The sequence below is a fragment of the Bradyrhizobium genosp. SA-4 str. CB756 genome (genome assembly GCF_000473125.1).
In the GTDB taxonomy this organism is placed as follows: Bacteria; Pseudomonadota; Alphaproteobacteria; order Rhizobiales; family Xanthobacteraceae; genus Bradyrhizobium; species Bradyrhizobium arachidis.
Genome location: NZ_KI421499.1, coordinates 1127702 through 1139259 on the forward strand (window position 1 = coordinate 1127702; position 11558 = coordinate 1139259).

An 11558-nucleotide genomic window follows, 5' to 3' on the forward strand; every position below is an offset into this window, starting at 1 on the left:
TCAGAGCAGGGCGGCCATGCCCGCAAAAATTGATCTGCGTCAATCGGCTCTGGCGCAGTGCAGTAAAATGCAGTCCGCGCGGTGGACCCGGCCTGATGCGGAGGCCGCCGGCGCATGGAGCGGTGGATGAGAGCTTCCGTGGTGACGATCGAGCCGAACGGGCATTTCTGTAGCGACTGTGCCGTACGCGGATCGGCGGTTTGCGCGTCGCTGGATACAGCTGAGCTCCGGGAATTCGAGCATCTCGGCCGCCGCGTCCACTTCGCCGCGGGCGAGACCGTGTTCTCCGAGGAGGACATCGCGACTTCGTTCTACAACGTCCTCGAAGGCGTCATGCGGCTCTACAAGCTGCTGCCGGACGGCCGGCGGCAGATCGTGGGCTTTGCCTTGCCCGGCGATTTCCTGGGGATGAATATCTCCGGCCGCCACAATTTTTCGGCCGATGCGATCGGCGCGGTGACGGTGTGCCAGTTCGCGAAGACGCCCTTCGGCCGTTTCATCGAGGACCGACCGCACCTGCTCAGGCGCATCAACGAGCTGGCGATTCGCGAGCTGAGCCAGGCCCGCGACCACATGGTCCTGCTCGGCCGTCGTTCTGCGGACGAGAAGGTCGCGACCTTTCTGCTCGGCTGGCGCGAGCGGCTGTTCGCGCTCAAGGGGGCATCCGACACGGTTCCCCTTCCGATGAGCCGCCAGGACATCGCCGACTATCTCGGCCTGACCATCGAAACGGTCAGCCGCACCTTCACCAAGCTGGAGCGCCACGGCGCGATCGAGATCATCCAGGGTGGTATCGGTCTGCGCGATCCGGCGCGCGTCCAGGCTCTGGCCGCGGCCTGACGGGGGTTTTCGCGATGCTCGCGGATTTTTGATCCCGATCAATGACGCTGGCCGCCTGCGACAAATAATGCCCCCGGACAATCCGGGAGAAGCATGATGCCGACTGACGCGCTGCTGATGATCATTGTCGTCGTCGCGATCTTCGTGACGTTCGCCGCAGCCCTGGCCTGGGCGGACCGGCAAACCAGCGCAGGCCGGCTCGACCGGGATTCCAAGCGCCAAAGCTCCTGAGGTCATCGTCAGGTCTGTTGGGCCGACAGCCCGATGCTCAGCGGCCGACGCCTGGCTCGGCGGCAGCGCCTCAACGCAACCAGCGGCTTGGGCAGGCTGCAACCCTGCATCGATTCCAGTGCATCGAGCATCCTTCGGATGCGGGCTTCGGGCATTCCTAGGGCATTTGCCTCAAACCATGCCCGTGCTTTCCGGTTGAAAAGCCTGATAACGTTGACTACGCAGGAACTTCAGTGCCTTGAGTCTTAGGAGCCCGCGGCGTGCCTCAGGACAAGACCGGCGACCCCCGACAGTCGGTGGGTAACAAACTATCGGTCCTGCGCAAGCACCCGATCTTCGCGGATCTGGAGCCGGACGCGCTCGATCAGCTCTGCCGCTACGCCAAGCACACCACCGTGAAGCGCGGTGCGACCATCGCCGCCAAGGGCGATCCCGGCAACAATCTGTTCGCAGTGATCTCGGGGACAGTGAAGATTTCCTCTTCGTCGCCCGACGGACGGAACGCCATTCTCAATCTGATCGGTCCTGGAGAAATCTTTGGCGAGATCGCCGTTCTCGACGGCGCGCCGCGATCGGCGGATGCGACCGCCAATACCAATTGCGAGCTCTACATCATCGACCGCCGGGACTTCCTGCCGTTCGTGAAGAGCCAGCCGGCGCTGGCGATGAAATTCATCGAGCTGCTCTGCGCGCGGCTGCGCTGGACCAGCCAGCAGGTCGAGCAGGTGATCCTGCAAAATCTGCCGGGCCGGCTTGCAAGCGCGCTGCTCGGTCTCACCGAGGAGCGCAAGCTCGATTCTGGCAGCGGCACGCTCGCCATCACGCAGCAGGAGATCAGCGAGATGGTGGGCATGACGCGCGAGAGCATCAACAAGCAATTGCGTGCCTGGTCCGGACGCAGCTGGGTCCGGCTCGAGCATGGCGCCATCGTCGTGCTCGACACCGATGCGCTACGCGAGCTCGCCGAGAGCGGCCTCGACGGCGAGTGATGGCCTCGACCTAATTGTCGATGATGGCGACCGCGCGGGTCCAGCCAGCGGATGCCCGTTCAATCTTCACCGGAAAGCATGACACCGTGAAGCCGGTCGAAGGCAGTTTGTCCAGATTGTGCAGCTTCTCGAGATGGCAATAGCCGATGTGCCGTCCCGCCTTGTGGCCCTCCCAGATCAGCCCGGCATCTTTTGTTTCGGCATATTTCTTCGCGGTGTAGATGAACGGCGCATCCCAGCTCCAGCCGTCGGTCCCGGTCAGCCGCACGCCGCGTTCGAGCAGGTACATGGTCGCTTCATAGCCCATGCCGCAGCCGGAATTGACGTAGTCGGCCTGGCCAAATTTGGCGCCGGCGCTGGTGTTGACGACGACGATCTCCAGCGGCGACAGCGTGTGGCCGATGCGCTTCAGCTCCGTCTCGACATCGGCGGCGGTCGCCACATAACCGTCAGGCAGGTGCCGGAAGTCGAGCTTCACGCCGGGCTGAAGACACCATTCCAGCGGCACCTCGTCGATGGTCCATGACCGCTCGCCGCGATTCATGGTCGGATGGAAGTGCCAGGGCGCGTCGAGATGCGTGCCATTATGGGTGGACAACGAGACCTGCTCGACGGCCCAGCCCTGTCCGTCCGGTAAATCCTGGGCCTTCAGGCCGTCGAAAAATTGCAGCATGCGGGGCAAGCCCTGCTGGTGATCGATATACTGGATCGTCGGGTGATTGCCCGGCGGATCGGCCGTCACGTCGTTTCTGAGCGGCACCGAAATATCGATCAGCTTCCGCGGCATGGGCATGTCCCCGAAATGGTCCGTTCTGCTTTGCAGCATCTTGAGGGCGCTCGCGCTGCGGCGTCAAGTAACGCGCCGGTGTGGACGACTTCGGAAAACCGGTATCATCCGCTGAAGGCCCTAGCGAGCACCGCGCGATCGATCGATGCAACTCCAGCATTGATCGATGCCGGATTTGGCTTGGACAGGGAATGCCGCCCGCCCTAGGGACGACAATGGCGCTTGACTTCGCACCTGAAGTGGAGCGACCCAAGGCGGCCCGCAACTGCCCGACAACGACATAATCACCCCAGGAGGAAAGCCCAGATGAAGACACTGACCGGTATCATCGCAGCCGCTGTGCTGGCGATCTCCGCGCCGCTGGCGACCGCACGCGATTTCCGCTCTGCCGACATCCACCCCGCCGACTACCCGACTGTCGAGGCCGTCAAGTTCATGGGCAAGCAGCTCGCGGCGGCGAGCGGCGGCAAGCTCGGCGTGAAGGTGTTTCCCAATGGCGCCCTGGGCTCCGAGAAGGACACCATCGAGCAGCTCAAGATCGGCGCGCTCGACATGATGCGGATCAACGCATCGCCGCTCAACAATTTCGTGCCCGAGACCATCGCGCTGTGCCTGCCCTTCGTCTTCCGCGACACGCAGCACATGCGCACCGTCCTGGACGGGCCGATCGGCGACGAGATCCTCGCCGCCATGGAGCCCGCAGGCCTGGTCGGTCTTGCCTATTACGACAGCGGCGCGCGGTCCATCTACACGGTCAAGGCGCCGGTCAAGTCGCTCGCCGACCTCAAGGGCCTGAAGATCCGCGTGCAGCAATCCGACCTCTGGGTCGGGATGATCCAGAGCCTCGGCGCCAACCCGACGCCGATGCCCTATGGTGAGGTCTACACCGCGCTCAAGACCGGCCTCGTGGACGCCGCCGAGAACAACTGGCCTTCCTACGAGTCCTCGCGCCATTTCGAGGCGGCCAAGTTCTACAACGTCACCGAGCACTCGCTGGCGCCCGAAGTCCTCGTGATGTCCAAGAAGGTCTGGGACACGCTGAGCAAGGAGGATCAGGCGATGATCCGCAAGGCGGCCAAGGAGTCGGTGCCGGTCATGCGCAAGCTCTGGGACGAGCGTGAGCAGGCCTCCCGCAAGACCGTCGAAGCGGCCGGCGTCCAGGTCGTGACGATCGCCAACAAGCAGGAGTTCGTCGATGCGATGAAGCCGGTCTACGACAAGTTCGCCGGCGACGAGAAGCTGAAGGGCCTCGTCAAGCGCATCCAGGACACGAAGTAAGGCCACGGCATCGGGTCCGGTTCGCCGCGAGGCGATACCGGACCCTCGCGAGCAGACGCGCAAGGAGACGCGGCAAATGACAGACCCACACGTCGCAAGCCACGAGCAGGAGGTCGCCGGACGTCCGTCGACCGGCCTGCTGTCGCGGATCAATGCTCCCGTCGCTCGCCTGGGCATGTATCTGTCGGTGACCGGACTGCTCGTCATTGTCACCATCGTGTTCTACCAGGTGTTCGGGCGTTACGTGCTCAATTCCAGCCCGACCTGGACGGAGAACCTCGCGCTGGTTCTGATCCTCTACGTCACGCTGATCGGCGCCGCCGTCGGCGTGCGCGATGCCGGACACATCGGCATGGACAGTCTGCTGGTCATGCTTCCGGATCACCTGCGCGAGAAGATCGAGATCGTGATCCACGTTCTCGTGGCCGTGTTCGGCATTGCGATGGCCTATAACGGCTGGATCCTCGGTGCGTCGGTCGGAACCGTCAAGATTCCCAATCTCGGCCTGCCCGAGGTGATCCGTTACGTCCCGCTGATCGCCTCCGGCATCCTGATCGTTTCCTTTTCCATCGAGCACATCATTGCTCTCCTGCGCGGCGAAGAGGTCGTCCCCTCATGGAACTGATCATCCTCGGCGCCACGTTCTTCGGCTTCCTGATCCTCGGCGTTCCCGTCGCTTTCGCGATCGGCCTCTCGGCGATCTGCACCATCCTTTACGAAGGCCTGCCGGTCGCCGTCATCTTCCAGCAGATGATGTCGGGGATGAACATCTTCTCGTTCCTGGCCATCCCATTCTTCGTCTTCAGCGGCGAACTGATGCTGCATGGTGGCGTCGCCGACAAGATCGTCAAGCTCGCCAAGAATCTCGTCGGGCACATCCGCGGCGGGCTCGGCATGTCGAACGTGGTCGCCTGCACGCTGTTCGGCGGCGTCTCCGGCTCGCCCGTGGCCGACGTGTCGGCGATGGGCGCGGTGATGATCCCGATGATGAAGAAGGAAGGGTTCGACACCGACTACGCCGTCAATGTCACCACCCATGCCTCGCTGGTCGGCGCCTTGATGCCGACCAGCCACAACATGATCATCTATGCGCTGGCCGCCGGCGGCAAGGTCTCGATCGGCGCACTGATCGCCGCCGGCCTGTTGCCGGCGCTCGTGCTGATGGTCTGCATGCTGGTCGCCGCCTACGCGGTCGCGGTGAAGCGCGGCTATCCCGCCGGCAAGTTCCCGGGCTGGGCCGAGGTGTTCCGTTCGCTCGCCGCCGCATTGCCTGGCCTTCTGATCGTCGGCATCATTCTGGCTGGCATCCTCTCAGGCGTCTTCACCGCCACCGAATCCGCCGCCGTCGCGGTCACCTACACGATCCTGCTGACCTTCTTCATCTACCGCACCATGACCCTGCAGAACTTCCTGCGGGCCGCGGCCAAGGCGGTGAAGACGACGGGCGTGGTGCTGCTGCTGATCGGCGTCTCCACCATGTTCCAGTACCTGATGGGTCTCTACGAGGTGGCCGATTTCGCCGGCGACCTGATGAGCAAGGTGTCCTCGCAGCCCTGGGTGATCTTCCTGCTCATCAACGTCATCCTGTTCGTGCTCGGCACCTTCATGGACATGGCGGCGACCATCCTGATCTGTACTCCGATCTTCCTGCCGATCGCGATGAAGGCCGGCATGGATCCGGTGCAGTTCGGCATGCTGATGCTGATCAACTGTGCGCTGGGACTGAACCCCCCGCCGGTCGGAACGACGCAGTTCGTCGGCTGCGCGATCGGTGGCATTTCGGTCGGCGCGGTGATGCGCACCATCCTGCCGTTCTACGCGGCGCTGATTGCAGCGCTGATGTTCGTCACCTACGTCCCAGCCTTCTCGCTGTGGCTGCCGCGTCTCCTGATGGGATACAAGGGATAGCTGCCGTGCGTGCGCCGGCACTTGGCCGGCACACCCGCCTTGCGTAGTTTGCGTCACAGCAACAGGGAGAATCTGTCCGTGACCGACTATCGCAAGCTCTTCGATCTCACCGGCAAGACGGCCGTGGTGCTCGGCGCCGCCTCAGGGATCGGCAAATCGTCGGCCGAGGCGCTGGCTGGGCTCGGCGCCCGCGTCGTCTGCGCCGATCGTGCGCTTGACGCGGCGGAAGCGACCGCCGCCGGCATTCGCGACAAGGGCGGCTGGGCCGAGGCTGCCAGCTGCGATGCCGCCAGCGCAGCGGACGTCAACGCGCTGGCGAAAACCGTCAGGCAGAAATTCCCGCGGCTTGATATCGCCGTGACGACGCCCGGGCTCAACATCCGCAAGACCATCCTCGACTACACCGATGAGGATCTCGACCGCGTCCTCAACCTCAACGTCAAGGGCACGGTCTGGTTCTTCCAGGCCTTCGGCCGCATCATGGTCGCGCAGAAGGGCGGCAGCATCATCGCCTGCTCCTCGGTCCGCGCGGTGACCATCGAGCCGGGCCTCGGCGTCTACGGCTCGACCAAGGCGGCGATCGGCCTCCTGGTGAAGGGCTTTGCCTCCGAGGTCGGCCATGCCGGCGTGCGCGTCAACGCGATTGCGCCAAGCATCGCCGAAACCGCGCTGACCGGCCCGTTCAAGCAGCGGCCCGACATCTACAATCTCTATGCCGGCCACACCGTGTTCAACCGCTGGAGCAGCGCGGACGAGGTCGCGACCGCCGTGGCCTATCTCGCTTCGGATGCCGCAAGCTATGTCAGCGGCAGCACACTGTTCGTGGACGGCGGTTGGACCGCGGTCGATGGTCCGCCGACCGGGCTCACCCAGCTGCACAAATAGAGCGGCCGTCTAGAGCGGAATGGCTTTGGGTTGAATCGATTGCCGCGGGCTCGGTCACCTCTCCCGCTTGCGGGAGAGGTCGTATCGCATCGAAGATGCGATACGGGTGAGGGCTTTCTCCTCTTGGGGAGTCTTGCCAGCGGAGAGACCCTCTCCCCAACCCTCTCCCGCAGGCGGGAGAGGGAGCCTACCGCCGCCACCGCAGCTATCGAGCCTCATCTCATCCGGTTTAGCCGGCAAAGCCCACACGCTGGCGCAGCTCCTTGTGATCTGCGCCGGTCAACAGCGCAATCAGCACGGCCGCTTCATTCGGATGTGCGGCCCGCGCGGTCACGCCAGCCGTGTACATGGTCACCAGCTCACATCCAGGCGGCAGTGATCCTGACAGCGCGATGCCGTCGGTGGCGATGATCTCGGTGGCCTGCGTGCAGCCGATCGGACGCGCTGCGGTGGACGTCGCAAGCTCCCGCATCGCGGTCGCGCCGTTCGGAAATATCTTGAGGCGCGATGCGACCTCATAGGCGATGCCGAGCTGATCCAGCACTTTTGCAACGTGCTGTCCTGCCGTGGACGCCTTGATATCAGGGACGTAGATCGCGTCCGCCGAACGGAACACCTCGCGCAAATCGGCTTCGGTCTTCGCCGTCACCTTGGGATCACGATTGCGGACCGCCAACGCGGTCTCGACCCGGCCGACATCCGCGATCGAGGAGGGGACGACAAGCTTCTCCTCGGCAAGCTTTGCGAGCAGCGCCTGCGTCAGGATCACGAGATCGGCTGCCGTGCCCGTACGCAGTTTGTCGGCCATGATGCCGACCGCGCCGAACTCGCCGTCGATACTGAGGCTGGTCTTTGTCTTGAAAGCGTCGCTGAGGCCGCGCACCAGACCTTGCGCCGCGCCACCGCTCAAAATGGTCAAGGTCGTCACGATGCAAGCTCCATGGCTGCGATGATCCTGTCGCGCGTGATCGGCAGGTCGCGGACGCGCGCGCCGAGGCAATCGTAGACGGCATTTGCGATCGCCGCCGTCACCGGGCCGTGTGCCGCTTCGCCGGCGCCGACCGGCTCGATCTCTGGCCGCTGGACGATCTCGACATCCACGGCCGGCACCTCGCTGAAGGTCAGGATCGGATAGTCCGTCCAGGAGGTCGAGGTGATGCGGGTCCGGTCGAAGCGAACGCGCTCCTTCAGCACCCAGCTCGTCGCCTGGATCGCGCCGCCCTCGATCTGGTTGATGACGCCGTCAGGATTGATGGCCTCGCCGACGTCGACCGCGAGCGTCAAGCGTTTGACGCAGATGTCGTCGTCGCCTTCGATCTCGGCAATCGCGGCGCAATAGGCGCCCGTGTTCTTGTAGCGGGCAAAACCGACGCCGTGGCCGATGCCCGATCGCTTCTGCGGCTTCCACTGCGCGCGTCGCGCCGCGGCGCGGATGACGCCTTTCGCGCGTTCGTCGCGCAGGTGGCGCAGGCGGAACGCGATCGGGTCCTCGCCGCGCAAGGTCGCGATCTCGTCGAGCAGGGATTCGATGGCGAACACATTGCCTTGCCCGCCAAGCGTCCGCAGCGCCGAGGTGCGCACCGGCATCGTCAATAGCCGGTGGCTCGTGATCGTCCACGCCGGTAAATCATAGAGTGGAACCGAGTTGCGGTCGCCGCCGCCGCCATTGGCTGCCGGCGGATTGGTCGAGATCATGCGCGGGTAGGGATTTGCGATCTCGGTGGCGGCGAGCAGCGCCGGCTGCGCCGCGCGTCCCGGTCGCGCCGCGTGGCCGTTGCTCCAGAGCGTATGGCGCCAGCCGACGACCTCATTGTCTGCATCGAGATCGGCCTCGATCTCGATGGCCATCGCCGCGCCGAACGGCGCGTGGCTCATCTCGTCGTGGCGCGACCACTGCACCCGGACCGGACGGCCGCCGGCCGCTTTCGCCAGCAGCACGGCATCGAGCGCGACGTCGTCGGCGGCATTGTGCCCGTAGCAGCCGGCCCCTTCCATGTGCTCGACGACAATGTTCTCGGCGGGCAGCTTGAGCACGATCGCGAGATCGGCGCGCAGCAGGTAAACGCCCTGGCTGTGGGTCCAGACGTGGACACGGTCGCCATCCCACTGCGCCATGGCGCAGGACGGCGCGATCGAGCCATGGGCGATGTAGGGGCGGGTGTATTGCCGCCGAAGCGTGCGCGCGGCTTTCGCTGTCGTTGCCGCCGCTCTGGTATCGATGACGGTCGTCTCGACCGGCTGGCTCTTCAGGAAGCCCGCCAGATCGTCTTCGTCCGGCAGCGCCTCGCCGGCCGACCATGTCGCGCCCTTGCGCAAGGCCGTCAGCGCCGCTTCCGCCGCGGCCTCGGCGTCGGCAACCACGCCGGCAAAGCCGCCGTCGCGGATGATGGCGACGAGGCCGGGGACGACGCGTGCGGCTGTTTCGTCGAGCGCGATCAACTTGGCGCCCGAGACGTCCGGCCGCAGCACGCGTCCGTGCAGCAAGCCGGGCAATGCCCGGTCATGGATGAAGCGCGGCTGGGCGAACACCTTGTCGGGAATGTCCACGCGCTGGACGGAATGTCCGGCGACGGCGCGCTTGGTCGCGATCTTCGCTGCCGCGCTTGCGGTGGCGTCGTGGTCGAGCGAGACATCGCCGGCCAGCTCCCAATAGCTGGTCCTGACATTGCCGGGACCCGAGATCGTGCCGTCCTCGATGTCGAGCGAGGACGCATCGACGCCGAGACGCTCAGATGCTGCGGCGAGGAAGCGTTGGCGAACGTCGGCACAGGCGTGGCGCAGCGCGCGGCCGGATTGCTGGATCGACAGGCTGCCCGAGGTGACGCCCTCGTTCGGGCTCGTCGCGGTCGAGGCGCGGATCATCTCGACCCGCGCAAGATCGACATCGAGCTCGTCAGCCGCGATCTGCGCCAGCGCCGTGACGATGCCCTGGCCGATCTCGACCTTGCCGGGCGAGATCGCGACGCGGCCTTCATCGGTGAACCGTACCCAGGACGACAGCTTCGGATTGGCTGTCAGGCTGACCGGCAGCTTTGGGGCAGGGGACGTCATGGCACTGCCATCTCCGAGGCCGCCCGCAACACCGCGCGCACCATGCGGTTATGCGAACCGCATCGGCACAGGTTGCGATCGAGTGCCGCCCTGACCTCCGCCTCCGTCGGTGACGGATTGCGCTTGAGCAGCGCCGCCGCACTGATCAGAATTCCCGAGACGCAATAGCCGCATTGCATCGCCTGCTCGGAAATGAAGGCGCGCTGTAGCGCGTGCGGCTGCTCCACTGTCCCGAGGCCTTCCACCGTGACGACGTCCTTGTCCGCAACCGACCACATCGGCATGTCGCACGAGGTCATCGCGCGGCCGTCGACCATGACATAACAGGCGCCGCACTCGCCGGCGCCGCAGCCGAAATGCGCCCCGGTGATGCCGAGCCGGCTGCGCAGCACATCGAGCAGCATCTGGTCCGGATCGGCGTCCACGGCGATCGCTGCGCCGTTGAGCCGGTATTGAACGGTGGGCATGAGCAGAACCGCCTCAGGACTTGTCGAACTTCTTGACGACATCGGCCCATTTCTCGATGTCGCCGCGCAGGAATTTTTCGAATTCCTGCGGTGTCATTGACATGGGTACGGCGCCCTGCTCGGTCCAGAGTTTGACGATGTCCGGCCGCTTCACCATTGCGTTGACAGCGGCGTTGAGCTTGTCGATGACAGGTTTTGGCGTGCCGGCCGGCGCCATCAGGCCAAGCCAGATCGTCGCCTCATAGCCCGCGACGCCGGCTTCGCCGGCGGTCGGCACGTTCGGCAGCACGGCGGAGCGCTGCTTGCCGGTGGTCGCGAGCGCGCGGACCTGGTTCTCGCCGATGTTCGGCGCCATCGCCGGCACCGCGTCGATCATCATCTGCACCTGGCCCCCGATCACGCCGCTGCGCGCCTCGCCGCTGTTGCGATAGGGCACGTGGACGACGTCGATGCCGGCCATGGCTTTGAACAGTTCGCCGGCCATGTGATAAGGCGTGCCCTGGCCGGAGGAGGCGTAGTTCAGCTTGCCCGGCTGCGCCTTGGCGAGCGCGATGAACTCGGCAAGCGTCTTCGCCGGGACTTGCGGGTTCACCACGATGACGAGATCGGAATAGTTCACCGGTGCGATCGGCGCGAGATCGCGCATCAGCTCGTATTTGCGCTGCGCGGGTGTCAGCAGCGATTCGTTCGCGGTCTGCGTGTTGGACATCATCAAGAGCGTGTAGCCGTCGGCCGGCGACTTCGCCGCTTCGACCGTGCCGATGACGCCGCCCGCGCCGGTGCGGTTCTCGATGACGAACGGCTGGCCAAAGCTCTCCTGGAGCACGTTGCCAATCAGCCGGGCCGCGACGTCGGCCGGGCCACCGGCGCCGAAGGGCACGACGATGCGGACCGCGTGATTGGGATAATCTTGCGCCAATGAGGGGGCTGCGGCGAATGCGCCGAGCAGGCTCGCGGCCAGCGCCAGCATGAATTGTCGGGCCGTCACGCCCACCTCCCTGATATCGTTCTTGTTAGCCGGCACTCTAGCGGCAGCAGAGGCGGGCTGTCGACGCTCACAAAGTCGATCGTATCAGGGAATATCGGGCGGTTCGCGGTGTGGCCGCGCTCCATTTCGCAGAC

Annotated in this window: 12 protein-coding genes; 7 read left to right on the top strand and 5 right to left on the bottom strand. The window is 65.0% G+C overall.

Features of this window, described 5'->3' with window-relative positions:
- Positions 1–126 precede the first annotated feature (126 nt).
- The 3 genes from BRAGE_RS0105435 to BRAGE_RS0105445 all read left to right on the top strand — a co-directional run bounded on the left by BRAGE_RS0105435 (position 127) and on the right by BRAGE_RS0105445 (position 2060).
- Positions 127–840 (top strand): helix-turn-helix domain-containing protein, encoded by a 714-nt coding sequence (locus BRAGE_RS0105435; protein ID WP_027562509.1) that lies wholly within the window; start codon positions 127–129, stop codon positions 838–840.
- Between the two features lie 96 nt (positions 841–936).
- Complete coding sequence (locus BRAGE_RS57545) at positions 937–1071, top strand: hypothetical protein (protein ID WP_265440920.1); 135 nt, start codon at positions 937–939, stop codon at positions 1069–1071.
- Between the two features lie 260 nt (positions 1072–1331).
- Positions 1332–2060 carry a Crp/Fnr family transcriptional regulator gene (locus tag BRAGE_RS0105445; protein WP_027562510.1) on the top strand — a complete coding sequence of 243 codons (729 nt, stop codon included), beginning with the start codon at positions 1332–1334 and terminating at the stop codon, positions 2058–2060.
- A 10-nt stretch (positions 2061–2070) separates the two neighbouring features.
- Here the strand turns inward: BRAGE_RS0105445 and BRAGE_RS0105450 are convergent, their stop codons facing one another.
- Positions 2071–2847: a cyclase family protein gene (locus BRAGE_RS0105450; RefSeq protein ID WP_027562511.1), complete on the bottom strand. Its 777-nt coding sequence runs from the start codon at positions 2845–2847 to the stop codon at positions 2071–2073.
- Between the two features lie 306 nt (positions 2848–3153).
- On the opposite strand from BRAGE_RS0105450, the gene BRAGE_RS0105455 reads away from it, so the two are divergent.
- The 4 genes from BRAGE_RS0105455 (at position 3154) to BRAGE_RS0105470 (ending at position 6918) form a co-directional block, all read left to right on the top strand.
- Positions 3154–4125, top strand: a complete 972-nt coding sequence (locus BRAGE_RS0105455; protein ID WP_027562512.1) for a TRAP transporter substrate-binding protein — start codon at positions 3154–3156, stop codon at positions 4123–4125.
- Positions 4126–4201: 76 nt separating this feature from the next.
- Positions 4202–4750 (top strand): TRAP transporter small permease, encoded by a 549-nt coding sequence (locus BRAGE_RS0105460; RefSeq protein ID WP_027562513.1) that lies wholly within the window; start codon positions 4202–4204, stop codon positions 4748–4750.
- Complete coding sequence (locus tag BRAGE_RS0105465) at positions 4741–6033, top strand: TRAP transporter large permease (protein ID WP_028146203.1); 1293 nt, start codon at positions 4741–4743, stop codon at positions 6031–6033. Before BRAGE_RS0105460 ends, BRAGE_RS0105465 begins: the two co-directional genes overlap by 10 nt.
- A gap of 78 nt (positions 6034–6111) precedes the next feature.
- Positions 6112–6918, top strand: a complete 807-nt coding sequence (locus tag BRAGE_RS0105470; RefSeq protein ID WP_027562515.1) for an SDR family NAD(P)-dependent oxidoreductase — start codon at positions 6112–6114, stop codon at positions 6916–6918.
- A 229-nt stretch (positions 6919–7147) separates the two neighbouring features.
- Here the strand turns inward: BRAGE_RS0105470 and BRAGE_RS0105475 are convergent, their stop codons facing one another.
- From BRAGE_RS0105475 to BRAGE_RS0105490, 4 genes are read right to left on the bottom strand one after another with little or no spacing between them, the layout of a single operon-like run.
- Positions 7148–7846 (bottom strand): molybdate ABC transporter substrate-binding protein, encoded by a 699-nt coding sequence (locus BRAGE_RS0105475; protein WP_027562516.1) that lies wholly within the window; start codon positions 7844–7846, stop codon positions 7148–7150.
- The gene (locus BRAGE_RS0105480) at positions 7843–9969 is read right to left on the bottom strand and encodes a xanthine dehydrogenase family protein molybdopterin-binding subunit (RefSeq protein WP_027562517.1); all 2127 of its coding nucleotides are present in this window, start codon (positions 9967–9969) and stop codon (positions 7843–7845) included. Before BRAGE_RS0105480 ends, BRAGE_RS0105475 begins: the two co-directional genes overlap by 4 nt.
- Complete coding sequence (locus BRAGE_RS0105485) at positions 9966–10436, bottom strand: (2Fe-2S)-binding protein (RefSeq protein ID WP_027562518.1); 471 nt, start codon at positions 10434–10436, stop codon at positions 9966–9968. Before BRAGE_RS0105485 ends, BRAGE_RS0105480 begins: the two co-directional genes overlap by 4 nt.
- A gap of 13 nt (positions 10437–10449) precedes the next feature.
- On the bottom strand, positions 10450–11406 hold the full coding sequence (locus BRAGE_RS0105490; RefSeq protein WP_181411714.1) for a tripartite tricarboxylate transporter substrate binding protein: 957 nt from the start codon (positions 11404–11406) through the stop codon (positions 10450–10452).
- Positions 11407–11558: the final 152 nt, after the last annotated feature.